This window comes from Pectobacterium wasabiae CFBP 3304 (assembly GCF_001742185.1).
GTDB classification, from domain to species: Bacteria; Pseudomonadota; Gammaproteobacteria; order Enterobacterales; family Enterobacteriaceae; genus Pectobacterium; species Pectobacterium wasabiae.
Genome location: NZ_CP015750.1, coordinates 4767863 through 4793572, shown reverse-complemented (window position 1 = coordinate 4793572; position 25710 = coordinate 4767863). Strand labels below are relative to the sequence as shown.

General features: G+C 53.6%; 23 protein-coding genes. 19 read left to right on the top strand and 4 right to left on the bottom strand.

Going from position 1 to position 25710, the window contains the following annotated elements:
- Positions 1-3 precede the first annotated feature (3 nt).
- The 14 genes from pabC (at position 4) to A7983_RS21700 (ending at position 13113) form a co-directional block, all read left to right on the top strand.
- Positions 4-801: an aminodeoxychorismate lyase gene (gene pabC / locus A7983_RS21765; RefSeq protein ID WP_005970502.1), complete on the top strand. Its 798-nt coding sequence runs from the start codon at positions 4-6 to the stop codon at positions 799-801.
- A gap of 14 nt (positions 802-815) precedes the next feature.
- Positions 816-1835, top strand: coding sequence for an endolytic transglycosylase MltG (gene mltG / locus A7983_RS21760; RefSeq protein WP_005970499.1), 1020 nt, complete (start codon positions 816-818; stop codon positions 1833-1835).
- Positions 1825-2484: a dTMP kinase gene (tmk, locus tag A7983_RS21755; protein WP_005970497.1), complete on the top strand. Its 660-nt coding sequence runs from the start codon at positions 1825-1827 to the stop codon at positions 2482-2484. The genes mltG and tmk overlap by 11 nt, the downstream gene beginning before the upstream one ends.
- Positions 2484-3494: a DNA polymerase III subunit delta' gene (holB, locus tag A7983_RS21750; protein ID WP_005970495.1), complete on the top strand. Its 1011-nt coding sequence runs from the start codon at positions 2484-2486 to the stop codon at positions 3492-3494. The genes tmk and holB overlap by 1 nt, the downstream gene beginning before the upstream one ends.
- A 19-nt stretch (positions 3495-3513) precedes the next feature.
- The gene (locus A7983_RS21745) at positions 3514-4311 is read left to right on the top strand and encodes a metal-dependent hydrolase (RefSeq protein WP_005970493.1); all 798 of its coding nucleotides are present in this window, start codon (positions 3514-3516) and stop codon (positions 4309-4311) included.
- Positions 4312-4626: 315 nt separating this feature from the next.
- The gene (gene ptsG / locus A7983_RS21740) at positions 4627-6060 is read left to right on the top strand and encodes a PTS glucose transporter subunit IIBC (RefSeq protein WP_005970491.1); all 1434 of its coding nucleotides are present in this window, start codon (positions 4627-4629) and stop codon (positions 6058-6060) included.
- A 223-nt stretch (positions 6061-6283) separates the two neighbouring features.
- Positions 6284-6634 carry a purine nucleoside phosphoramidase gene (hinT, locus tag A7983_RS21735; protein WP_005970489.1) on the top strand — a complete coding sequence of 117 codons (351 nt, stop codon included), beginning with the start codon at positions 6284-6286 and terminating at the stop codon, positions 6632-6634.
- Positions 6635-6674: 40 nt separating this feature from the next.
- Positions 6675-7055 carry a YcfL family protein gene (locus A7983_RS21730; RefSeq protein ID WP_005970487.1) on the top strand — a complete coding sequence of 127 codons (381 nt, stop codon included), beginning with the start codon at positions 6675-6677 and terminating at the stop codon, positions 7053-7055.
- A 21-nt stretch (positions 7056-7076) separates the two neighbouring features.
- Positions 7077-7658, top strand: a complete 582-nt coding sequence (lpoB, locus tag A7983_RS21725; protein ID WP_005970485.1) for a penicillin-binding protein activator LpoB — start codon at positions 7077-7079, stop codon at positions 7656-7658.
- Positions 7639-8532 carry a thiamine kinase gene (thiK, locus tag A7983_RS21720; protein WP_005970483.1) on the top strand — a complete coding sequence of 298 codons (894 nt, stop codon included), beginning with the start codon at positions 7639-7641 and terminating at the stop codon, positions 8530-8532. The genes lpoB and thiK overlap by 20 nt, the downstream gene beginning before the upstream one ends.
- Before the next feature lie 62 nt (positions 8533-8594).
- A complete protein-coding gene (nagZ, locus tag A7983_RS21715; protein WP_005970481.1) occupies positions 8595-9614 on the top strand; it encodes a beta-N-acetylhexosaminidase in 1020 nt (339 codons plus the stop codon).
- Between the two features lie 280 nt (positions 9615-9894).
- Positions 9895-10437 carry an alpha/beta hydrolase YcfP gene (gene ycfP / locus A7983_RS21710; protein ID WP_005970479.1) on the top strand — a complete coding sequence of 181 codons (543 nt, stop codon included), beginning with the start codon at positions 9895-9897 and terminating at the stop codon, positions 10435-10437.
- A gap of 364 nt (positions 10438-10801) precedes the next feature.
- A complete protein-coding gene (locus tag A7983_RS21705) occupies positions 10802-12106 on the top strand; it encodes an NAD(P)/FAD-dependent oxidoreductase (protein WP_005970478.1) in 1305 nt (434 codons plus the stop codon).
- A gap of 467 nt (positions 12107-12573) precedes the next feature.
- Positions 12574-13113, top strand: a complete 540-nt coding sequence (locus tag A7983_RS21700) for a glycine zipper 2TM domain-containing protein (protein ID WP_005970476.1) — start codon at positions 12574-12576, stop codon at positions 13111-13113.
- Between the two features lie 81 nt (positions 13114-13194).
- Here A7983_RS21700 and A7983_RS21695 read toward each other — a convergent pair whose 3' ends face one another.
- Both A7983_RS21695 and A7983_RS21690 read right to left on the bottom strand, forming a co-directional pair.
- Positions 13195-14391 carry an MFS transporter gene (locus A7983_RS21695; protein ID WP_005970472.1) on the bottom strand — a complete coding sequence of 399 codons (1197 nt, stop codon included), beginning with the start codon at positions 14389-14391 and terminating at the stop codon, positions 13195-13197.
- A gap of 37 nt (positions 14392-14428) precedes the next feature.
- Positions 14429-15637, bottom strand: coding sequence for an MFS transporter (locus A7983_RS21690; protein ID WP_005970470.1), 1209 nt, complete (start codon positions 15635-15637; stop codon positions 14429-14431).
- A gap of 135 nt (positions 15638-15772) precedes the next feature.
- On the opposite strand from A7983_RS21690, the gene A7983_RS21685 reads away from it, so the two are divergent.
- On the top strand, positions 15773-16378 hold the full coding sequence (locus A7983_RS21685) for a TetR/AcrR family transcriptional regulator (protein WP_005970468.1): 606 nt from the start codon (positions 15773-15775) through the stop codon (positions 16376-16378).
- Between the two features lie 36 nt (positions 16379-16414).
- Here A7983_RS21685 and yegD read toward each other — a convergent pair whose 3' ends face one another.
- Both yegD and mfd read right to left on the bottom strand, forming a co-directional pair.
- The gene (yegD, locus tag A7983_RS21680) at positions 16415-17767 is read right to left on the bottom strand and encodes a molecular chaperone (RefSeq protein ID WP_005970466.1); all 1353 of its coding nucleotides are present in this window, start codon (positions 17765-17767) and stop codon (positions 16415-16417) included.
- A 210-nt stretch (positions 17768-17977) separates the two neighbouring features.
- A complete protein-coding gene (gene mfd, locus A7983_RS21675) occupies positions 17978-21430 on the bottom strand; it encodes a transcription-repair coupling factor (protein ID WP_005970464.1) in 3453 nt (1150 codons plus the stop codon).
- A gap of 136 nt (positions 21431-21566) precedes the next feature.
- Here mfd and lolC point away from each other — a divergent pair, with 136 nt between their 5' ends.
- The 4 genes from lolC to nagK all read left to right on the top strand — a co-directional run bounded on the left by lolC (position 21567) and on the right by nagK (position 25709).
- Positions 21567-22769 (top strand): lipoprotein-releasing ABC transporter permease subunit LolC, encoded by a 1203-nt coding sequence (gene lolC, locus A7983_RS21670; RefSeq protein WP_005970462.1) that lies wholly within the window; start codon positions 21567-21569, stop codon positions 22767-22769.
- Entirely contained in the window at positions 22762-23469 is a 708-nt protein-coding gene (gene lolD, locus A7983_RS21665) for a lipoprotein-releasing ABC transporter ATP-binding protein LolD (protein ID WP_005970460.1), read from the top strand. Before lolC ends, lolD begins: the two co-directional genes overlap by 8 nt.
- On the top strand, positions 23466-24713 hold the full coding sequence (gene lolE / locus A7983_RS21660) for a lipoprotein-releasing ABC transporter permease subunit LolE (protein WP_005970458.1): 1248 nt from the start codon (positions 23466-23468) through the stop codon (positions 24711-24713). The genes lolD and lolE overlap by 4 nt, the downstream gene beginning before the upstream one ends.
- Positions 24714-24797: 84 nt before the next feature.
- A complete protein-coding gene (nagK, locus tag A7983_RS21655; protein ID WP_005970456.1) occupies positions 24798-25709 on the top strand; it encodes an N-acetylglucosamine kinase in 912 nt (303 codons plus the stop codon).
- Position 25710 lies beyond the last annotated feature (1 nt).

Here is a 25710-nt window from a genome sequence, read left to right as displayed (position 1 = left end):
ATTATGCTATGGGTTAATGGCCTGCGACAGGAACAGATCTCGGCATTCGATCGAGGTACGCAGTATGGTGACGGCTGCTTTACGACAGCCAGGGTATGCGATGGTGAGATTGTTTGGCTCGATCGACATATCGCGCGATTGCAACAGGCTGCTACGCGCTTATTATTTCCGACGCTAGACTGGGAAAGCCTGCACGCTGAAATAAAACAGGCCGCCCTGGGTCGTGCAAGCGGTGTAGTGAAAGTGATGCTAACGCGCGGCACCGGTGGGCGTGGGTACAGTGCGCAAGGCTGTTTACAGCCAACTCGAATCGTCATGCAGGCAGATTATCCTTCGCAGTATGCCGACTGGCGTGAGCAGGGAATTAGCCTAAACCTGAGTCCTGTGGCGTTAGCGAGAAACCCGCTGTTGGCGGGAATAAAACATTTGAATCGACTTGAACAAGTGTTGATTCGTGCGCATCTTGACGAGACTTTAGCCGATGAGACCCTCGTGCTTGACACCTCAGGTGCGCTAGTGGAATGCTGTGCCGCTAATTTATTCTGGCGTAAAGGGCACAGGGTCTATACGCCGGATTTATCCCAGTCAGGTGTGGATGGCGTTGCACGACAGCATATGATTGCCTTGCTGGCCGGTTCTGACTTCGAGCTACAGATCGTCAGTGAACCGGTAGACACACTGGCTGATGCGGATGAAGTGCTGATTTGTAATGCATTAATGCCACTAGTCCCCGTGAATCAGGCGCACGTCTGGCGTTACCACTCCCGAGATCTTTATCAATTCCTGAGTTCTAACTGCTAGTAGATGGTTGATTTATGAAGAAAAAGAAAATTGGTTTGCTGATTATCGCTGCTGTTGCGCTGATGTTGCTGGTCGCGTGGCAGAAAATGCAGCGTTTTGCTGGTTCTCCATTGGCTATCGAAAAAGAAACTGTTTTCACGCTTCCGGCCGGTACGGGGAGAGAGGGGCTGGAAATACTGCTTCTCGATCAAAAAATTATTACCGATGGTGCGTTTTTTCCATGGTTGCTGCGTATCGAACCTGAATTGGCAAAATTCAAAGCGGGTACGTATCGCTTTACGACGGGAATGAGCGTAAGAGAAATGTTGGCGTTACTGTCCAGCGGAAAGGAAGCACAATTCACCATCCGTTTTATTGAAGGTTCACGTCTGAAAGAGTGGCTTGTCACGTTGCAGCAGGCACCTTATATCAAGCATGCACTGGCCGATAAAACTGAGCAGGACATCGCCACCCAGCTAGACATCAAAGATAAGGCTAACCCGGAGGGCTGGTTTTATCCTGACACGTATTCATATACGGCGGGTACAAGCGATAGCGCTTTGTTACAGCGTGCGCATCAGCGCATGAAAAAAACGGTGGATGAGGTATGGAAAGGACGCGAAGAAGGGTTACCGTACAAAACGCCAGACGAGTTGCTGACGATGGCGTCAATCATTGAAAAAGAAACGGCGATCAATGAAGAACGTACTCAGGTTGCTTCTGTTTTTATCAATCGATTACGGCTTGGTATGCGGTTGCAAACCGATCCCACGGTGATTTATGGCATGGGGGATGACTATAAAGGCGTGATAACGCGTAAAGCATTAGATACGCCGACGCCCTACAATACGTATGTCATCTCCGGCTTGCCGCCGACGCCAATCGCGATGCCGGGGAAAGCCTCATTGGATGCGGCTGCGCACCCAGCCAAAACGTCATACCTGTATTTTGTGGCGGATGGAAAAGGCGGACACAGTTTTACCACTAACCTTGCAGACCATAATCGTGCGGTGAGGGTATACCGCTCAGCGTTAAAGGAACGGGATGAACAGTAAATTTATCGTCATTGAAGGATTGGAAGGCGCGGGGAAGACCACTGCGCGCAATATCGTCGTGGAAACGCTGCGGTCACATGGTGTGAAAGACGTGGTGTTCACGCGAGAGCCAGGAGGTACGCCGCTGGCAGAGAAACTGCGTGAGCTTATCAAGCAAGGCATAGCCGATGAGAAGGTCACTGACAAAGCCGAAGTCCTGATGTTATATGCGGCCAGAGTACAGCTGGTGGACAACGTCATCAAACCGGCGCTGGCGAATGGAAACTGGGTCATCGGCGATCGTCACGATCTCTCTTCACAGGCTTATCAGGGCGGTGGACGTGGGATCGATCAGCAACTGTTGCGTTCACTGCGTGATACCGTGCTGGGGGATTTTCGTCCCGACCTGACACTCTATCTGGATTTACCGCCAGCTATCGGTTTGCAGCGTGCGCGTCAACGCGGCGAACTGGATAGAATCGAGCAGGAATCGCTGGCTTTCTTTGATCGTACTCGTTCCCGCTATCAGGAACTGGCGGAGGAGGATGACAGTATCCTGACGATCGATGCTTCACAATCTATTGATGCTGTCAGTGCGGATATTCAGGCCGTGTTACAGCAGTGGTTACAGCAACAAGGATTACAGCCTGTTGCGCAGGGGCAACACTGATGGATTGGTATCCGTGGCTGAACGCATCCTATCGGCAGCTTATCGCTCAATATCAGGCAGGCAGAGGCCACCATGCGGTGTTGCTGCACGCGTTGCCGGGCATGGGTGATGAATCGCTTATCTATGCGCTGAGCCGCTGGCTGATCTGCCAGCGGCCTGACGGAATGAAAAGCTGCGGTCAGTGCCATTCTTGTAACCTGATGACGGCGGGAACGCACCCAGACTGGCATATGCTGAGCCCGGAGAAAGGCAAACATAGTCTGGGCGTCGATCCAGTGCGTGACGTCGTAGAAAAAGTGTATCAACACTCCCGACAAGGCGGAGCAAAAGTGATCTGGCTGGCTTCCGCTGAGCAACTGACCGAAGCCGCAGCGAATGCACTGCTGAAAACGTTGGAAGAACCGCCACAGAATACCTTCTTCTTATTGGGCTGCCGGGAACCCGCGCGGTTGTTAGCAACCTTACGCAGCCGTTGCTTGTATCACTATCTGGATGTCCCGACCGAGACGCAGAGCGTGCTGTGGCTAAATGCGCGCCATCGTCATGATAGTAAGGCACTACGCGCCGCACTGAGATTGCAATCGGGCGCACCGCTCGCTGCCGAGGCGTTATTGCAGCCGGAACGCTGGAAGCAGCGTAGCGGGCTGTGTCAGGCATTTTCTGCTGCGCTGACTTCACGAAATCTGCTCTTGCTGATACCACAGTTGAATCATGACGATGCGGATGCTCGTATTCACTGGCTGGCCGCGCTACTGCTGGATGCCATGAAATGGCAACAGGGTGCTAGCGAGCACCTGGTGAATCAAGATCAGATCGAATTGGTTGAGCGTCTGGCACGCGAACCGTCTGCGCATTTACAGTATGAGCTTCAACAGTGGCTGGCTTGTCGACAAAAATTGCTGACCGTCACAGGCGTGAATCGTGAGCTGTTGCTGACGGAACGCCTGCTTGATGGTGAACGCACGTTTGCCTCGTCGGTTAAGCGTGATAGCCATCCTTTTTCTGTTTAATTACTATCGAGTAAATATCATGTTGTTAGTGGATTCCCACTGTCATCTTGACGGTCTGGATTATCAGTCATTGCATAAAGATGTCTCCGATGTGCTGGATAAAGCGAAACGTCGCGATGTCGGTTTCTTTCTGGCGGTGGCGACAACGCTGCCTGGCTATCGTTCCATGGTGGAGTTAATCGGCAAGCGCGATAACGTCGCTTTTTCCTGCGGCGTTCATCCGCTCAATCAGGAAGCCCCTTATGATTATGCTGAGCTGCGTGAATTAGCCAGCGCCAGTCGCGTAGTGGCGATGGGCGAAACGGGGCTCGACTACTTCTATCAGCAGGAGACGAAAGCCCAGCAGCAGGAGTCGTTTCGCGAACATATTCGTATTGGCAATGACCTGAACAAGCCGGTCATCGTGCATACGCGCTCTGCCCGTGAAGATACGCTGGCAATTTTGCGTGACGAACACGCGGAGAAATGCAGCGGCGTTCTACATTGTTTTACGGAAGATTTGATTACGGCAAAAGCCTTGTTGGATATGGGATTCTACATCTCGTTTTCTGGCATCGTGACGTTTCGTAATGCCGAGGAGTTACGTGACGTAGCACGTTATGTACCGCTGGATCGGATGCTGATTGAGACGGATTCCCCTTGGCTCGCGCCAGTTCCGTTCCGAGGTCAGGAAAACCAGCCAGCGTATGTGCGTGATGTCGCGGAATACCTTGCTGTAGTAAAAGGCACATCGCTGGAAACCCTCGCCGCCGCCACGACAGAAAACTTCTCCCGCTTGTTTCACATCGATCCGGTTCGGTTGACCGCTGCGCAATAGTGGCTGAGAATAGCCGAGTTTTTTTTACCCGCGTAATTAATAGCGCTTCATAATCCCCTTGATCAGGTTTTTCCTCTTCATGGGGACGTGCTTTTTAGCGATATATCACAGGAAAGTGCAATATCTGTTCGATCTCAGCCTGTTGGCTTGTGGAAACGTGATAGCAATCAAACATTGTGAACGCTATTTATTTTACTCTGCGTAAAAATTAAAGGGGGCTAAGACACCCCAACTCGCAAGGGCCATCCTCCCCGCCTTTGCTTATAGATGAAGTATCAGAAGTAAAAGCACTATTACTCAGGAGCACACTCAATTATGTTCAAGAATGCATTCGCAAACCTGCAAAAAGTAGGTAAGTCGCTAATGCTGCCCGTATCCGTACTCCCTATCGCAGGTATTCTGCTGGGTGTCGGTTCGGCCAATTTTAGCTGGTTGCCTACAATTGTCTCCAGCGTCATGGCACAGGCCGGTGATTCGGTATTTGCTAACATGCCGCTGATTTTTGCTATTGGTGTTGCCTTGGGCTTCACCAATAACGACGGTGTTTCCGCACTGGCGGCGGTGGTAGCTTATGGCATCATGGTGAAAACCATGGCTGCGATTGCACCGCTGGTTCTTAATCTACCGGCTGCCGAGATTACCGCGAAGCATCTGGCGGATACCGGTGTTCTAGGCGGGATCATTGCCGGTGCGATTGCCGCGTATATGTTTAATCGCTTCTACCGCATTCAACTGCCTGAGTATCTGGGCTTCTTTGCCGGTAAACGTTTTGTGCCGATTATTTCCGGTCTGACGGCGATCGTTACCGGCGCGGTACTGTCTTTCATATGGCCACCGGTCGGTAGTGCTATCCAAACGTTTTCACATTGGGCAGCGAATGAGAACCCGATGTTGGCATTTGGTATCTACGGCGTTGTTGAACGTTCTCTGGTGCCGTTTGGTCTGCACCATATCTGGAATGTGCCTTTCCAGATGCAAGTAGGTGAGTTTACCAATGCTGCTGGCCAGGTTTTCCACGGCGATATCCCGCGTTACATTGCCGGTGACCCGACTGCGGGTAAATTGTCTGGCGGCTTCCTGTTTAAAATGTACGGTCTGCCAGCGGCGGCCATTGCTATCTGGCATTCTGCTAAACCAGAAAATCGCGCGAAAGTGGGCGGTATCATGGTCTCTGCGGCGCTGACCTCGTTCCTGACGGGTATCACTGAGCCGATTGAGTTCTCATTCATGTTTGTTGCGCCGATCCTGTACGTAATCCATGCGATTCTGGCGGGTCTGGCGTTCCCAATCTGTATCCTGTTGGGTATGCGTGATGGTACCAGCTTCTCTCATGGTTTAATCGACTTCGTGGTACTGAGCGGCAACGGTAGCAATCTGTGGCTGTTCCCGATTGTAGGTCTGTGCTATGCGCTGATTTACTACACCATCTTCCGCGTTCTGATTGCCAAGCTGAATCTGAAAACACCAGGCCGTGAAGACAGCTCATCTGAGCAAACGTCGCAAGACAGCACTGAAATGGCGGCTGCTCTGGTTAGCGCATTTGGTGGTAAAGAAAACATTACTAACCTTGACGCGTGCATCACCCGTCTGCGCGTTAGCGTAGGCGATGTGGCTAAAGTTGATCAGGCTGGCCTGAAAAAACTGGGTGCAGCCGGTGTGGTTGTGGCCGGTTCTGGCGTTCAGGCAATTTTCGGTACGAAATCCGATAACCTGAAAACCGATATGGACGACTACATCCGTAACCACTGATGCGTTGTTGGGGAGTTGCAGAAAGGGGCGAAAGCCCCTTTTTTTATGGTCGTCGCGAACGTGCGTTTTTCGCTATAAGGCTGACGTGTTTCTTATTTTCCTGCGTGTCGTATTTTGACCATCTGCGCCGGAAATAGATAAAGAAGGTTGAAAGAAATAGAATATGTCACTCATACTGCCTACATGACGTCGTTCAACGCCAGCTTCAACAAGGAAATCAATCATGGCTGAAGAAACCATTTTTAGTAAAATCATTCGCCGGGAAATTCCTGCCGATATCGTGTATCAGGATGAACTGGTCACCGCTTTCCGTGATATTGCGCCCCGCACGCCAACGCATATTCTGATTATCCCGAATGTATTAATCCCAACCGTTAACGACACTGCGCCAGAGCATGAAGCAGCACTGGGACGCATGATAACGGTAGCGGGTAAGATTGCGCAGCAGGAAGGAATTGCAGAGGACGGCTATCGCCTGATTATTAACTGCAACCGACACGGCGGGCAGGAGGTTTATCACATCCACATGCATTTGGTTGGCGGTCGTGCATTGGGGCCTTTGCTGGCGGATTAAGTTAGACAATCAGGTGAGAAAATCCTCATGCGAGAAAACCATGCGTAATCCGATGCTTTTTCTGTCCGCATGCCTGCTGGCAGGGCTGTTGGCGGGCTGTAATGCGCCAAAGGTGCTGACCATCAATGAGCGGCAAACGCTGGTATTGGATGCCCCCGTGCTGTCAGCCGGTATTACGGCGGGGAATCCGTCGCTGGATTCAGAAAATGGCCGGTTACGTGCGTCTTCTGTCGTTAGCAACGATGCCTCAAACGCGGTAACCGTGCATTATCGTTTCTATTGGTATGATGAAAACGGGCTGGACGTACTGCCTTTTGAAGAGGTGCAGTCCCTTGAAATCCCGCCACAGACGGAAATGACGGTTTTTTCAACGCGCAGTAGTCCCAATGCGCGTCAGGTCCGTCTTCATCTGTTTTTGTAATGGTGTGCTGAGAGATAAAATATGAAAAAGTATCTAGGGGTGATACTGGCGGCATTGGTACTGACAGGGTGCCCTAGTCGTCCGCCAGAGCCAACCGAACCGCTTGCAACTATTGAACCGGTTGAGCCGCAAGTGCCGAGTACGACAACGCCGCCACCGGGGGAATCGGTACCGCAACCGCCTAAAATCCAGACGTTGAACTGGGAAGCCAGCATTAACCCGCTGGTGGCGCAGATGTTGAAAGCCGATGGTGTCACGCCGGGCAGCATACTGTTGGTGGATAGCGTGAAAAACAGTACCAATGGCTCGCTGCCGATAGCGAAAGCAACAGGAGCGTTGTATAGCGCATTATCCTCCGGCAAGGCGTTTACGCTGGTGCCGCGTGAGCAGCTAGCCGCCGCGAAGCAAACGTTGGGTCTGTCGGTTGATGACAGCTTAGGTTCGCGCAGCAAGGCGATTGGTCTGGCGCGCTATGTTAGTGCGCAGTATGTGCTGTACAGCGATGTCAGTGGTGATGTAAAAGCGCCGCAGCTCGACATGCAGTTGATGTTGGTGCAGACCGGTGAAATTGTGTGGTCTGGCAATGGCGCTGTCCAGAATTAAGCAGGCGGGCATCCAGCAACAACTGACGGCGACGATCCAGAAACATTTCCCGGCAGTGGCGATGGACGATATTCGCTTTGAACTGGTTGGTGGGCTGAGTAGTAAAAGTTGGCGTATCCGTGGGCCTGGCATCGAGTGGCTTGCGCGACAACAGTCGCCAACGGAGCGAAAAATGGGCGTCGATCGCCAGCGAGAGTTTGCTCTGCTGCGACAGATGTCAGCGATAGGGCTTGCGCCACGGCCACTGCTGTGGCGCGATGACTGGTTGATTGTCGAATGGGCGCCGGGACGCGTTGCTACACCTGATGAGTTCCTGATGATGCTGGTTAATGGCGAAGTGGCGGGTATATTGTCTCAGCTTCATCGCCTGCCATGCTGTGGCTATCTTATCGATCTCAAAACGTTATTTGCTCAACACTGGCAGTTGATGGATCCACGCCGTCGTTCGCCTGCGCTGTTGCGTGCTCACCATTATTTTCAACGTACCGCGTTACCCACGCCTTTGGCGCTGGCTCCCCTTCATCTGGATGTGCATGCGGAGAATCTGTTGATTACGCAGCAAGGCACGATGCTCATTGACTGGGAATACGCCTCAGACGGCGATATCGCCTTTGAGCTGGCGTTCATTGTGCGAGCCAGTCAGATGGAAAGCGTAGCGCAAACGCATTTTCTACGGAGCTATCAGCAGCATCGGCGAGGGTTTTCCGTGAGCTGCCTTCAGCAACAGATGATGCGGTGGTTCCCCTGGGTCGATTATCTGGTATTGATGTGGTTTGAAATTCGCTGGCAGCAAACGAAGAACCCCGAATTTTTAGCGGAAATCCCCGCACTCTATCAGCGGCTACAACTGGGCCATCGGCTACGACCGGGCTGAAGGCCTGATTTTGTGGTAGTGACTATTTTACTCAGCAGTACACTCTAAAGAATGAGGTTTTTGTGGGTCCGGTAATGTTAGATGTCGCCAGCTATGAGCTGGATGCAGAAGATCGTGATGTATTGGAACATCCGCTGGTTGGCGGCGTTATTCTGTTCACCCGTAATTTTCATGATGCGGCGCAGTTACGTGAATTAGTGCGCCAAATCCGCGCGGCATCGCGCGAACGTCTCGTGGTTTCTGTGGATCAGGAAGGTGGACGCGTTCAGCGTTTTCGTGATGGATTTACCCGTTTGCCTGCCGCGCAGGCATTTGCTGCATTAAATAGCCTGTCGGAGGCACATCGGTTGGCGGAAGAGGGCGGCTGGCTGATGGCGGCAGAAATGATCGCGATGGATATCGACATCAGCTTTGCACCTGTTCTGGATATTGGTCACCAGAGCGCGGCGATTGGTGAGCGTTCGTTTCACGAACAGCCAGAAACGGCGTTAGCGGTAGCGCAGAGTTTTATTCGCGGTATGCACAGCGCAGGTATGAAGGTTACGGGTAAGCACTTTCCTGGTCACGGTGCGGTCAGTGCCGATTCACATAAAGAAACGCCGCACGATCCGCGTCCGCTTGCGGAGATTCGTGCACACGATATGCTGATTTTTAAAGAACTGATCCAGCGTCAGCAGTTGGATGCGATCATGCCTGCTCATGTGATTTATACGCAAGCCGATCCGCGTCCGGCTAGCGGTTCTCCTTACTGGCTTAAAACAGTACTGCGCGAAGAGCTGGGTTTTGATGGCATCATTTTCTCTGACGATCTTTCGATGGAAGGCGCAGCCGTGATGGGAAGCTACCCTGAACGGGCGCAAGCCGCGTTGCAGGCGGGCTGTGACATGATTCTGGTCTGTAATCATCGCGAAGGAGCCATCAGCGTGTTGGATAACCTGTCCCCGGTCAAAGCAGATCAACTGACGCGCTTATATCATCAGGGCTCGTTTTCTCGTCGAGAACTTCTGGATTCGTCGCGCTGGAAGCAGGCAAATCAGGCGCTGACCTTACTCAGTGAGCGCTGGCAGGCGCATATACACTAAATAATTCGAGTTGCGCGACAAATCGGTTCGAGACCGATTTGAACCGCGCTAGCGCTGGCCCGAAGGGTGAGGCTCATTTATGAGGCTCATTAATCCCTAGGAGCTTACTTAGGTAAGTGACTGGAGTGAGTAAGGACGCCAATTTGAACGCCGCTTGCGGCGGCCCTTCAGGGCGAGGCTCAGAGATGAGCCGAGTATTGCTAACGCACAAGCAGCTTGAAGTATGACGGGTATAAAAATGGCGAGAAATAGGCAACCCAGTTAGTGGTGAGGATAAAAAATGATTATCTATTTACACGGTTTTGACTCGACTAGCCCCGGTAACCATGAAAAAGTCTTGCAGCTTCAGTTTATCGATGAAGATGTACGGTTGATTAGCTACAGCACGCTGCACCCGCGTCATGACATGCAACATCTGCTAAAGCAGGTCGATAAGATGATCCAGCATTCTGATGACGATCGTTCACTAATCTGTGGCGTGGGGTTGGGTGGTTTTTGGGCCGAACGGGTCGGTTTCCTGTGTGATATACGACAAGTCATCGTCAATCCAAACCTTTTCCCGCAGGAAAACATGAACGGGAAAATTGATCGACCCGAAGAGTATCTGGATATCGCCACGAAGTGTGTCGCGAATTTTCGTGAAAAGAACCGCGATCGTTGCATGGTCATGCTTTCCCGTCAGGATGAGATGCTCGACAGCCAGCGCAGTGCACAGGCGTTGGGAGAATATTATGAGATTGTTTGGGACGATATCCAGACGCATAAATTCAAAAGCATCTCTCCCCATTTACAGCGGATAAAAGCCTTCAAAACGCTGGGTTGAGCCTGTGCTCGTGGTGGCTTGTTAATCGCTACCGGCTTTCCTTCTGATGCCCTTGTTTGAGGGGATCAGGGGAATGGTGCAATTTATTTACTTTCCTTAGTTCGTATGCCAACGCATGTGCATACTATTCTGCATTCTTTCGCCACACAGACTTCCGCTAATTCACTGAAATAAAGATGAAATTTTCTCGGTAAAAACCTGCAAAGCAAAATAAATTGATATATATCAATTTTGGTATGACCAAATAACCCAGCGTGCTATTCTTGCAGCAGATATCAGGCTTAACTTACGCGAACCCTATGTTATATAAGGATATTATTTTTTACTCTTTATTAACGATTGGTTCACATTTTAGGGGGTCATTTTGACATCACCAACCAAAAAAATTGTCATTGTCGGCGGGGGAGCTGGCGGACTTGAACTTGCCACAAGTTTAGGCCACAAGTTAGGACGCAAGAAAAAAGCGGAGATTACGCTGGTGGATCGTAACCACAGCCACCTGTGGAAACCGCTGCTGCACGAAGTGGCGACCGGCTCGCTGGACGATGATATGGATGCGCTGAGCTATCTGGCGCACGCACGAAATCACGGTTTCCAGTTCCAACTGGGCATGCTGACGGATATCGATCGCGAGCAGCAGAAGATTCAACTGGCTGAAGTGTGTGATGAGCAAGGCGATGTACTGGTCGCGGCGCGTCGCATTCAGTATGACATTCTGGTGGTGGCGTTAGGCAGTGCCTCAAATGACTTCGGCACGCCGGGCGTGAAAGATCACTGTATTTTCCTGGATAACCCAAAGCAAGCCCGTCGCTTCCATAATGAAATGCTGAATTTGTTCCTCAAGTTCACCGCAAATCAGGACGAAAAAGAGCGCGTAAATATTGCGATTGTGGGCGGTGGGGCGACGGGAGTCGAGCTGTCTGCGGAATTGCATAATGCGGTGAAACAACTGCACAGCTATGGCTTTGACGGACTGGATAACCAAACGCTGAATGTGACGCTGGTGGAAGCGGGTGAACGTATTTTGCCTGCGCTGCCGCCGCGTATTTCAGCAGCAGCGCATCAGGAGCTGAACAACATTGGCGTTCGCGTGCTGACGAAAACCATGGTAACCAGCGCGGACAGTGGCGGTCTGAATACGAAGGACGGTGAATTTATCGACGCCGACCTGATGGTTTGGGCGGCAGGGATCAAAGCACCGGATGCAATGAAAGACATTGCGGGTCTGGAAACGAACCGGATCAATCAGCTTGTCGTTGAACCCACGTTGCAGACGACGCGCGATCCTAATATTTTCGCTATCGGCGACTGTGCATCCTGCCCGCAGGAAAGCGGCGGCTTTGTGCCACCGCGCGCGCAAGCGGCTCATCAGATGGCATCACGCTGTCACAGCAACATCATCGCGCTGCTGAACGGACAAACGCTGAAACCTTACGTCTACAAAGATCACGGTTCGCTGGTCTCGCTGTCTAAATTCAGTACGGTAGGTAGCCTGATGGGGAACCTGATGCGGGGTTCCGTGATGGTCGAAGGGCGGATTGCTCGCTTCGTTTACATCTCACTCTATCGCATGCACCAGGTCGCCCTGCATGGCTATGTGAAGACGGGTTTGATGATGCTGGTAGGTGGTATCAACCGGGTGATACGCCCGCGCCTCAAATTGCATTAACCCGCAACGACTGACATCCTTCTGCTACGGGCGTGAACGCGATTTCACGCCCGTATTCTTTTTATCATCGGCCTGCTTTGGTTCTTGGAAAATAGCCGCCTTTTCGTCAACGTATTACCAGTGCCGCCCCTGAGCCGTTCCTCTCTTCGCCATGCCATTAAGCACCTTCTTGAAGTAACAGTATAAAATATCGTCCTATTAGCAATTCCAGTTAAGATAATTCCCAAATGACGGTTGTATGTTACGAATCTGACACTTTTGGTAAGTTAGTCTTATTGCGAGAATGTGAAACATTGTGCAGACTTTCCACTGTTTACAGATGGCGTAGCACGCACGCCGAAAATTCTGAATGTTGTTATTCAGGAGGAACCGTCGGATTCATCGCGTTAAACGCGAGCTGGCGTAAGACAAGATTACGGCAGGATTGCAGATGGGGAATGCGTGAGAATAGATTTGGGAGGTATCCTGTGAACAAATCAATGTTAGCGGGTGTAGGTATTGGTGTGGCTGCGGCATTGGGTGTGGCTGCGGTGGCGAGTATGGACGTTTTTTCGTCTAAACCTCAGTATGCACAGGTGCTAACGGCAACGCCTATTAAAGAAACGGTCAAAACGCCTCGCCAAGAGTGTCGTAACGTAAACGTGACTCATCGTCGTCCGGTGCAGGATGAAAACCAGATTGCCGGATCGGTACTGGGTGCCGTGGCGGGTGGTGTTCTGGGGCATCAGTTCGGTGGCGGGCGCGGTAAAGATGTCGCGACGGTAGCGGGGGCGCTGGCAGGTGGCTACGCGGGTAACCGTGTACAAAGCGGCATGCAGGAAAATGATACGTACACGACACAGCAGCAGCGTTGTCAGACGGTGTACGACAAATCACAAAAAGTTTTAGGTTATGATGTCACCTATAAAATCGGCGACCAGCAGGGTAAAATCCGTATGGATCGCGATCCAGGCACACAAATTCCAGTGGATAGAAACGGCCAATTAGTTCTGAATCAACAGAGCTGATTTACCCCAACATCTACGTTTTTGCGCTGACACCATCTCTAAAAACCGCGAGCCGCCTGAAGAAGGTGCTCGCGGTTTTTTTCATTCGACGACCTTCCGCTGTTCAGCCAACCTGATATTTACCGATAACAGCAAGGCGGTAGCAGTAAATCCACCTGCCAGCCAAAGCGTCGTGATAAGACCTGAGCTATCTACGATCTGACCGCCTACCCATGATCCAAACGCGATGCCAATATTGAAAACGCCAACATACAGTGCGGAAGCGACCTCTACAGTGTGTGGTGCAGCCTTCATCATCCATGTCATCAAACCAACGGATACACCGCCATAGGCCAGTCCCCAGACTAGCAGCGCCACGCCGCCACCGACAGGCGAGTCCCCGAGGGTCAGGAATAATATCGGGGTCAACAGCAGCCCGAAAGCAATCATCGTCAAGGTTAACCCCGTGCGCTGCGCCGCAATGATACCTGCCAGAAAATTGCCAACGATGCCTGCAATACCATAGGAAAACAGCAATGCGCTAATCCACTGTGTGTCAAATCCCGATAACGAGAGCAGCAGCGGGCGCACGAAGGTAAAGGCCGTGAAGTGTCCGGCTACCAACAACAGTGTCAGAATTAGTCCGACTTGTAGCTTACGGTTGGTCAGTTGCTCACCGAACTGGTACACGCTGGTTGAGCGGGCAACGGGCAGCGCCGGAATCACTGCAAGGTGAAGTATCAGTACCAACCCGCTAAACGCTGCCATGTAGCCAAACGCCCAGCGCCATCCTACGATGTCACCGATCAGGGCACCGAACGGTACACCCAGCACGGACGCTGCTGCGACGCCGCCGAAGATAATCGATGTCGCCAGGCCGATAGATGGCTCGGGAACGAGTCGTGCAGCCAGACCTCCGGCAATCGCCCAGATGCCACCCATACAGAAGCCGACAAGCACGCGTGCGCCCAACATCCAGCCGATATCTGGTGCCAGTGCCGAGGCGATATTGGCGACAACCAGCAGTGCCAGCAAGCCGCATAAAATCCTACGTCTATCTATACCGCCGGATGCGATCACCACCAGCGGGGCGAATAATGCGGCTAACAGTGCAGGGAGTGAAATCATCAGTCCTGCGGTTCCGGTAGAGGCATGTAGCGTGTCGGCAATAGGGGTCAGTAGACCGACCGGAAGCATTTCCGTTGTGACAACAGAGAAAGTCGCAAGACCGACCGCGGCGACGGCCAGCCAGTGACGCTGCGCAATAGCGCCTATCGGGATAGATGAAGATATATTCATGGTTCAATCCTTAACATGGGAAAAGGTTGGATGACCGTCAAGCGGCATGGGGAAGGGAGGAAGCATGTGCTCGCAAACGCTGATGTCCCCAAATCGCGACCAGTAGCACCAAAACGCCAGCGCATAGCGCAACGGCGAACCCAGCACGCGATCCACCCCCATCCACGACGTGACCCGATACCGCAGCGCCCAGCGCCACACCGATATTTAGCCCTGCCAACAACCAGGTCATACCTTCAGTCAAGCAGTGTTCAGGCACCAAACGTTCGACTAGCGACATTGCCACGATCATGGTGGGAGCGAAGAACAGTCCGGCGATCAGTACGGCCGCAGCCAGTGTGGGAATGCTGCCAACCAGCAGCAGAGGTAGCGTGGTTGCTGCCGTTGCCAAACCGCCGAGTAATAGCAGGCGATGCAGTGGCGTTCGTAGCTTGAGGGCACCGAACAGCAGGCCAGCCAGACAAGAACCGAGCGCATAAGCTGACAAAATCAGACTGGCCGCAGCCGGTTGGCCACGCTGTTCTGCGAAGGCCACGCTGACGATATCCACGGTGCCAACGATGATGCCCATCGCTAGCATCAGCAGCGTCAGCAGGCGCACGTTTGCCTGCTTGATCACTGCTCCTGAGTGAGCCGTGCTGACATCCCGTTTTTCTACCGGTGGTTCGGTGCTGCGTTGGGTAACCAGTGTAAACACGCCAACAATCAGCAATAGCGCTGCTGCCAGCGGGCCTGCCTGAGGAAACACCGCGACGGACAGCCCGACAGCTAGCGGAGGTCCGGTGATAAAGGTGGCTTCATCGAGTACCGTCTCCAGCGAGTAAGCGGTTTGCAAGCGAGGCAGCCCGCGATAGATGGCCGTCCAGCGAGCCCTCACCATCGCTGACATGCTGGGCATGAAACCTGCCAGTAAAGCACCGATGAATAAGGTCCAGTCAGGTGCCTGCCTCCAGGAACTGGCAAGCAGAAGCAGTATGCCGATCGCGCTGATTATCGTTGCCAATGGCAGTATGCGACCTTGCCCATGTCGATCTACCAGACGGGAGGTCTGTGGTGACAGCAGGGCGTAGGTGAGTACAAAAGTGGCAGATACTGCTCCCGCCAGCGCATAGCTGCCGCGCAGTTGCGACAGCATGGTGATAATCCCGATACCTGTCATGGGCAGCGGAATTCGCGCCAACAAGCCAGCCAGCGCAAAACCTCTGGTGCCAGGGGCGGCGAAAAGTTCTCGATAAGGATTGAGCATCTTGTTCTCCAAAGTGAATCCACTTGCCACCACCTCACGGTACAGCGACAATACATACAGAGCGTATGAATAAAAGCATATATTCATACGGAGTGAATGTAAATAATCATACGATGTGTATGTAAGGATGTGCCGATGGTTCGTCGTACCCGTGCTGAAATGGAAGAAACACGCGCTACACTGTTGGCGACTGCTCGTAAGGTCTTCAGCGAACGCGGCTATGCCGATACCTCAATGGACGATCTCACTGCGCAGGCGAGCCTGACCCGTGGGGCGCTTTATCATCACTTCGGTGACAAGAAAGGATTGTTGGCGGCCGTGGTGGAACAGATCGATGCCGAGATGGATGAGCGACTGCAAGCGATCTCCGATACTGCCGAAGATGACTGGGAAGGTTTCTGTTGTCGCTGCCGTGCCTATCTGGAAATGGCGCTGGAACCGGAAATTCAGCGTATCGTGCTGCGTGATGCGCGGGCTGCACTGGGTGGTGCATCGCCGGATTCACAACGGCATTGCGTGGAGTCGATGCAGCGGCTGATCGATAACCTCATACGCCAAGGCGCGGTGGCTGAAGCCGATCCACAGGCGCTGGCATCGTTAATCTACGGTAGTCTGGCCGAAGCGGCGTTTTGGATCGCGGAGGGAGAGGATGGTTCTGCGCGGCTGGCACAAGGCGTTGCCGCGCTGGAGTTGCTGCTGCGTGGGTTGTTGGTCAAGCCGCCGCAGTTAATAAAATCATAGTTATACGAGACGCATGGCTTACGTCCCGTATTTGACTTAACGGCGAAAAATTATCTCTGCCCAGCGCGCCAGTCCGGCGGTAACGGAGCCAAAATCATTGCCGCTGGCGATAGGAATATCAGGCAGCAACTGCTGAATCGCCTGACGCAGCAAAGGCGATTTTGCGCTACCGCCGGTCAGGTAGATCACTTCTGGTCGGGTCTGGCTGGTTTCTAACGCCAGTGTTACCTGTTGCTGAATACGTGTGAGCGGATTATCAATCGCGGCGTTAAGTTCATCGGCATGAATGCGCGTTGCCAGACCGGATTCGATAAAGTGCAAATCGGCGGCCGTTTCAACTTGGTTGGAAAGCGCAATTTTGCTCTCTTCCGCCAGTTGGATCAGACGGTAGCTCAGGCGCTGTTGCCACACGGTCAGCAACCTTTTTACTAATTCGGGTTGGCGCGCATCGCGGATCATTTCGTTAATTAATGCGCGGCTGGCGGTGCTATGGAACTCTTTTTGCGCCGGAATATCGTTAATCGCGACCGCATTCCACCAGGTCATGATCGGCAGAGCGATGCCTTTCTCCGACTCGCTATTCATGCCAAGCAGCGGCATGAGCTGTTTGAACGCAAGCATGATGTCCAGATCGTTACCGCCAACGCGGCAGCCGCTATGCCCTAAGAGACTTTGCGAACGTTCGTGCTGCTTATGCCACTTCGGCCCCATCAGCAACATGGAACAGTCGGTGGTTCCGCCGCCGATATCCACGACGAGCACGCGCGTTTCTTTCGTCAGTGTGGATTCGAAGTCCAGCCCGGCAGCCACGGGTTCAAACTGAAAGACGACGTCTTTAAACCCTGCACGGTGTGCGGCACGATCTAAAATTCCTTGTGCCTGCTGGTTGGCTTCTTCGCCGCCGATACTTTGAAAGTTAATCGGACGACCGATGACGGCCTGATGAATAGGCTGGTCAAGCTGGCTTTCTGCCTGTGTGCGGATATGCAGCATCATGGAGCAGACCAGATCTTCAAACAGCGCGATCTGCTGCGCTTTCAACCCGACGGCACCGAGGAAGGACTTCGGCGATTTGACGAACCACGTCTCTTCCGGGTCATCCATATAGTGACGTAACGCCTCGCGCCCGAATTTCACGCTATCGGGTTGCACGCGAATATCTTCTTCGCGGTTGTAGCTGATGGCGCGCTTCAGCAGCAGTGCGTTCTCGCCCTCGGCATTGACCTGATGATGTCGCCATAACCACTCGCTCACCGCTTCACGCACGGGCGCGCACAGCAGAGAAGAAAGATAAGGCGAGCCATTTTCCAGCGCCAGGAGTCGTGGTGCCCCTGCATCCATAACCGCCACTGAACAGTTGGCTGTACCGTAGTCAAAACCGATAAACATAGTGAGGTCCATGCCATAAAAATTTCCGGGAGACATTTTTAACGTCGCACCCGCGACGGCCCGGAAAGGAGGCCGCCAAGGATGGCGGACCATAAAAAGGGTGGCGACTTTACTGCGTTACGACGGTGCTTGTAAAGGTGGATGAAGTGGAAGAGACATGTTTGCTGATGAGACGGGAACCTGAAGGTTCCCGTTTATGTCGAAAGCAAGTTACGCCGCCAGCGTATGCTGTGCCATGTTCTGTAGCAGCGAACCGATAAACTCGATGCGCTGCGGACGATCGCTCAAATCCTTCATGAATTTCAGCCGGGTTGGGCCATCAAGACGGTAGGTGCCTGGGTCGCGCTGCAACAGGCCGATGAGATGAGACGGATCGACGCGATTTTGCTCGCCAAATTCGATAAATCCACCTTTCTCGTTTCCTTCAATACGGCGAATACCCAGCGCCTGCGCCTGCTGGCGCAGGGCGGCAATCTGCAACAGATGTCGGCTTGCATCGGGAAGGAGACCGAAGCGATCGATCAGCTCTACTTTCAGCTCATCCAGTTCGACCGTGTTTTTCGCACTGGCAATACGTTTGTATAGCGACAGGCGCGTATTGACGTCGGGGATGAAATCGTCGGGCAGAAGGGCAGGCAACCGTAGCTCGACGTCGGTCTGGCTATTGATCAGATCTTCCAGCGACGGCTCCCGACCGGCTTTCAGAGCGTCTACGGCGCTTTCCAACAGTTCCATATACAGTGAGAAACCGACGCTGGTCATCTGCCCACTCTGATCGTCCCCGAGCAGTTCGCCCGCGCCGCGAATTTCCAGATCGTGCGTTGCCAGCGCAAAACCGGCACCGAGGTCTTCTAATGAGGCGATCGCTTCCAGACGTTTCTGTGCATCGGTGCTCATCGCTTTAGGGTTCGGTGTCAACAGATAGGCATAAGCCTGATGGTGAGAACGCCCCACGCGACCGCGTAGTTGGTGCAACTGTGCCAGACCGAAGTGATCGGCGCGCTCAATGATGATGGTGTTGGCGCTTGGTATGTCGATCCCGGTTTCGATGATGGTGGTACATACCAGCACGTTAAAACGCTGGTGATGGAAGTCGTTCATCACCCGTTCCAATTCACGTTCACGCATCTGGCCGTGGCCGATAGCAATGCGTGCTTCCGGCACCAGTTCCGCCAACCGTTGAGTGGCTTTCTCGATATTTTCGACGTCGTTATAGAGGTAGTACACCTGCCCACCGCGCAGCGTCTCACGAAGAATGGCTTCACGTACCATCAGATTGTCATATTCGCGCACGAACGTTTTCACCGCCAGACGACGGGCGGGAGGCGTGGCAATAATCGACAGATCGCGCATGCCGCTCATTGCCATGTTGAGCGTTCGTGGAATCGGCGTAGCGGTCAGCGTCAGGATATCAACATCCGCGCGCATCGCTTTGATGCGCTCTTTGTGACGCACGCCGAAGCGGTGTTCTTCGTCGACAATCAGCAGCCCTAAATCGCGCCAGCGTACATCACTCTGCAACAGTTTATGGGTGCCGATCAGAATATCGACTTTACCTTCCTGCGTTTCTTCCAGCACCTGTGTTTGCTCGCGCGCACTGCGGAAGCGGGAGATCATTTCAATCTTCACCGGCCAGTTGGCAAAACGATCGCGGAAATTGTCAAAATGCTGCTGCGCCAACAGCGTCGTCGGCACCAGAACCGCAACCTGCTTATGGTTTTCAACCGCCAAAAATGCAGCACGCATCGCTACTTCGGTTTTACCAAAGCCGACATCGCCACACACCAGACGATCCATCGCCAACGGCTGGCACATATCGCTCAGTACGGCGTTGATGGCCTGCGCCTGATCGGGCGTGGTTTCGAAAGGGAAACTTTCGCAGAAAAGCTGGTACTGCGTTTTGTCGTGCTTAAAGGCAAAGCCGCTCTTTGCTGCGCGCTGCGCATAAATATCCAGCAGCTCGGCGGCGACATCGCGCACTCTTTCCGCCGCTTTTTGCCGCGCACGCGACCACGCTTCACCCCCCAGTTTGTGCAGCGGCGCATTTTCATCGGCACCGCCAGCATAGCGGCTGATCAAATGCAGTGAGGAAACGGGGACGTACAGCTTGTCTTCACCCGCATAGGTCAAAATCAGGTATTCGGCCTTGATGCCGCCCGCTTCCAGCGTGGTCAGCCCGACATAGCGGCCAACGCCGTGTTCGAGGTGAACGACCGGCTGCCCAGGCCGGAGTTCTGCCAGGTTGCGGATCAGCGTATCGGTATTAATCGTGCGGCGACTATCCTGACGGCGGCGGCTGACGCGTTCACCCAACAGATCGCTTTCGCAGATCAGGGCACGCTGGCGTAGCGTGTCGATGAAGCCGTGTTCGCTGGCACCAATGATCAGATAAGTACCACGTCCCTGTGCCTGCTCTAGCGTATTGATGAGCTTAGGGTTCAGCTTGATGCGTGCCAGCAGCTCTTGTAGCGTTTCACGTCGACCTTCGCTCTCAACAGAAAAAACGATCTGGCCGTCGAACTGTTCGATAAAACGGCGCAGTGCATCCAGCGGCGATTTCTGCTGGTGTTGAACCGCCAGATCCGGCAGCGGCAGATAGGCCAGATTCACGTTGGCGGCTTTTTCCGGCAGCGAATCGGTTCTTAACTGTACGCGTGGCCACGCTTTCAGCTCGGTGAACAACCCGTCGACGCGCAGCCAGAGGGAATCCGACGGCAGCAGCGGGCGCATGGGATCGACACGGCGGCTTTCAAAGCGCTGCTGAATATCCTGCCAGAAGCGCTCAGCGCTCTGTTCAATATTGCCCGTGTTGACGATCAGCGTGTTGTTCGGGAAGTAGCTGAATAGCGACGGCAGCGGCTCACTGAAGAATAGCGGCTGCCAGTATTCGATCCCAGCGGGCCAGACGCCTTTGCTGACCTGTTGATAAATGTGCTCGGCATCGCGTCGTACCTCGAACTGTTCGCGCCACTGGCTGCGGAAAAGCTCGATTGCCGTTTTGTCGGTTGGGAACTCATGCGCAGGCAGCAGATTAATGTGCGGCACTTCATTTAGCGTTCGCTGTGTATCCACATCGAACAGGCGCAGACTGTCGATCTCATCGTCGAAGAAATCGATACGATAGGGCTCTTCACTCCCCATTGGGAACAGGTCCAGCAGCGCACCGCGCGTGGCATATTCGCCGTGCTCCATCACCTGATCGACACTACGGTAGCCCGCCTGCTCCAACTGCGAACGCAGCTTATCGCGCGCGAGGCGCTGGCCTTTTTTCAACACCAGCGCATGACCGTGCAGGAAACTGTGTGGACAAACGCGTTGCATCAGCGTGTTGACCGGCAGAATCAGAACGCCGCGCGTCATGTTGGGCAATTGATAGAGCGTGGAAAGGCGAGTTGAAATAATTTCCTGATGCGGAGAAAAGCTATCGTAGGGCAGCGTTTCCCAGTCAGGCAGCGTGGTGACGTGCTGGTCGGTAAATTGCTGAATTTCATCACGCAATCGCAGGGCGTTTTGCATATCGGGAGCGATAAGCACCACCAGACCGGCGTGGCGTTCAACGATTTCTGCACATTCAACGGCGCAGGCAGCGCCGGTTAACTCGCCCAACAGGCGTTGCTCGCCCGCTTTGGGTGGCAACGAATAACGGTAATTTTCAGGCATCATCTGATTATCGGGTCTCGCCTCTCTGCATCCGGCCAAGAAAAAGCCGTAGAGTGAGGGTGTTAGGGTTCCATAAAGCAGTACTACCCTTTATTATCCTTGATCACTTTGCTTTGGCAACCTTATCCAGACGGATTTCATGTATCAACCTGTCGCTTTATTTATCGGTCTGCGCTACATGCGCGGGCGTGCATCAGACCGCTTCGGGCGGTTTGTCTCTTGGTTATCCGCTATTGGCATCACGCTGGGCGTGATGGCGCTGGTCACCGTGCTTTCCGTCATGAATGGCTTCGAGCGCGAACTGGAAGGCAATATTCTTGGCGTGATGCCCCAAGCTGTGATCTCTACGCCACAAGGTTCGCTGAACCCCGCGTTGATTCCTGCTTCCTCTTTAGACTCGCTGGATGGCGTGACGCGTATCGCGCCGTTGACCACGGGCGATGTGGTGCTGCAAAGCGCCCGCAGCGTCGCGGTCGGCGTGATGCTAGGGATTGACCCTGACGAAAAAGAGCCGCTATCGCGCTATCTGGTCAACGTCAAACAGCAGCAGCTTCAACCCGGTCAGTATCAAGCCATTTTGGGTGAGAAACTGGCCGATCAACTGGGCGTTAAAGCCGGCGATCAGGTGCGCATGATGGTGACGAGCGCCAGCCAACTGACGCCGATGGGGCGTATTCCCAGCCAGCGTATCTTCACCGTTGCAGGAACCTTTGCCGCCAACAGCGAGGTGGATAGCTATCAGCTATTGGTGAACCAGCAGGATGCCTCACGGCTGATGCGTTATCCGGCGAACCAGATTACCGGTTGGCGTTTGTGGCTGGAAAAGCCGCTATCAGTCGATACGCTGAGTACGCAAACGCTGCCGGAAGGCACGGTCTGGAAAGATTGGCGCGAGCGCAAAGGTGAGTTGTTTCAGGCCGTGCGCATGGAGAAAAACATGATGGGGCTGCTGCTCAGCCTGATCGTAGCCGTGGCCGCGTTCAATATTATTACCTCACTGGGTTTGCTGGTGATGGAAAAACAGGGAGAGGTCGCCATTCTGCAAACGCAGGGGCTGACTCAACGTCAGGTGATGGCGGTATTTATGGTGCAGGGGGGAAGCGCTGGCGTGGTTGGCGCGTTGTTAGGAGCATTGCTGGGAGCGCTACTGGCCAGCCAACTGAATACGCTGATGCCCGTACTGGGCGTATTACTGGATGGTGCCGCGTTGCCAGTGGATATTGATCCCATGCAGGTGGTGACGATCGCTATTTCCGCGATGGTGATTGCCCTCTTATCGACACTTTACCCATCATGGCGCGCTGCCACCGTTCAACCCGCTGAGGCTTTACGTTATGAGTGATTTATCATTATTGCAGTGTACTAATCTGTCCAAGCGTTATCAGGACGGCAAGCTGTCTACCGACGTGCTGCGCGATGTCTCTTTTGAGATGAGCAGCGGCGAGATGATGGCGATAGTCGGAAGCTCTGGCTCGGGGAAAAGTACGTTGCTGCATGTGCTGGGCGGATTAGATACGCCAACGTCAGGCGAGGTTATCTTCAAAGGCCAACCGTTGAGCACGCTTTCGGCGGCGGCAAAAGCAGATTTGCGTAATCGCGAACTGGGCTTTATTTATCAATTCCATCACCTGCTGCCGGATTTCACCGCGCTGGAAAACGTGGCAATGCCGCTGCTGATTGGCAAAGTGCCGACTTCACAGGCACAGGATAAAGCACGCGAAATGTTGGCGGCCGTCGGGCTGGAAGCGCGTAGCCACCACCGTTCGTCCGAACTGTCTGGCGGTGAGCGGCAGCGTGTCGCGATTGCCAGAGCATTGGTCAACAGCCCGTCGCTGGTGCTGGCGGATGAACCGACCGGTAACCTCGATCAGCGCACGGCAGATACTATTTTTGAACTGCTGGGAGAACTGAACGTTCGTCAAGGCACCGCTTTTCTGGTGGTGACGCATGACCTGCAACTGGCTGGCCGACTGAACCGTCAACTGGAAATGCGTGACGGTCAACTGCAGCAGGAACTGACCTTGATGGGAGCACGGCAATGACCTTTCCTCCGCTCTCGTTGCTGATTGGCCTGCGATTTAGCCGTGGCCGTCGGCGCGGTGGCATGGTTTCGCTGATTTCGGTTATTTCAACGTTGGGTATCGCCCTCGGTGTGGCGGTGCTGATTCTTGGCCTGAGCGCGATGAATGGGTTTGAGCGCGAACTGAATAACCGCATTCTTGCGGTGGTGCCGCATGGTGAGATCGAGCCGGTTAATCAGCCTTTTGATGGCTGGCAGGACATCCTGCCTAAAATCGAGCAGGTGCCTGGCGTTGCCGCCGCTGCGCCTTATATCAATTTCACCGGGTTGTTGGAGAATGGCGCTAAGCTTCAGGCGATTCAGGTAAAAGGTGTCGATCCGCAGCAGGAAACACGCCTCAGCGCGTTACCCAACTATGTGCTTAATGATGCCTGGCAGCGGTTTCGCCCCGGTGAACAGCAGGTCATTATCGGTCAAGGTGTGGCGAAAACGCTGAATGTGGCGCAGGGCGATTGGGTCACGGTGATGATCCCGAACAGTGACCCAGAAATGAAGTTGATGCAGCCTAAACGCATCCGGCTGCACATAAGCGGTATTTTACAACTGAGCGGCCAGCTCGATCACGGTTTAGCGCTGATTCCGCTTGCGGATGCCCAGCAGTATCTGGACATGGGGCAGAGCGTGACGGGGATCGCCATCAAAGCCAACGATGTGTTCTCCGCCAATAAACTGGTGCGCGATGCGGGCAAAGTCACGAATGCCTATGTCTATATTCGCAGTTGGATTGGCACCTATGGTTATATGTATCGGGACATTCAGATGGTGAGAACCATCATGTATCTGGCGATGATCCTAGTGATCGGCGTGGCCTGTTTTAATATTGTTTCAACGCTGGTGATGGCGGTGAAAGATAAAAGTAGCGATATTGCTGTCTTGCGCACGCTGGGTGCGTCAGATGGGCTGATTCGGGCTATCTTTATTTGGTACGGGCTATTGGCCGGGTTGTTGGGCAGTGTGATAGGGGCGGTGGTCGGCGTGATCGCCACCTTGCAACTGACGCCGATTATTCGTGGTATTGAAGCCCTCATCGGTCATAAGCTGCTGTCTGGTGACATCTACTTTATTGATTTCCTGCCGTCGGAATTACATCTGATGGATGTGTTTATCGTATTGGGTACATCGCTAGTGCTGAGCCTGATTGCCAGTTGGTATCCGGCACGGCGCGCTAGTCGGATTGACCCAGCCCGCGTGTTGAGCGGACAGTAAGCCAAGCCAACGCACATGCGGCTTGAGATATGACGGGGATATTCCCTATCGTGTGGCACTGCGATCACACCCTAAGGAGCAGTCATGTACTACGGTTTTGACATGGGCGGCACGAAAGTTGAGCTGGGCGTGTTCGACGCTGAGCTGAATAAGGTGTGGCAAAAGCGGGTACCGACCCCGCGCAATAATTATGATGATTTGCTCACTACGCTGGTCGATCTGGTGCATGAGGCTGACGCACAGGTTGGTATGCAGGGAAGCGTGGGTATCGGCGTGCCGGGCATCCAGAATGAAAGCGGGGCGCTATTCACCGCCAACCTGCCTGCGACGATGGGAAAACCGCTGCGCATTGACTTGTCAGAGCGCTTGCAGCGCGACGTTCGTATCAGCAACGATGCCAACTGTTTTGTGCTGTCTGAAGCCTGGGACGCGGAGTTCCGTTCCTATCCTGTCGTGTTAGGGGTGATTTTGGGCACCGGGTTGGGCGGCGGGCTGGTGATTAACGGGCGTCCGGTGGACGGGCGCAACGGCATCGCGGGTGAGTTCGGCCATCTCCGCTTGCCGTCCGACGCATTGGATATCATCGGCGCGGATATTCCGCGCGTGAAGTGCGGCTGTGGGCAATCAGGCTGTATCGAGAATTATATTTCCGGTCGCGGTTTTGAATGGCTATACGAACATCTGTATGGTGAAACCCTACCCGCTGTCACTATCATCCGGCACTATCGTGGCGGAGAGGAAAAAGCGCGGGAATTTGTCGACCGCTTTATGGATTTGCTGGCGGCCTGTCTGGGCAATCTGCTGACCCTGTTCGATCCGCATTTGTTGGTATTGGGCGGTGGTTTGTCGAATTTTGACGAAATTTATCAGATTTTGCCGACGCGTCTTCCTGCGCGACTTTTACCGATTGCGAAGCTGCCACGTATAGAAAAAGCGCGTCATGGCGATGCGGGTGGTGTACGTGGCGCGGCATTGCTACACATAATGGATAACTAGC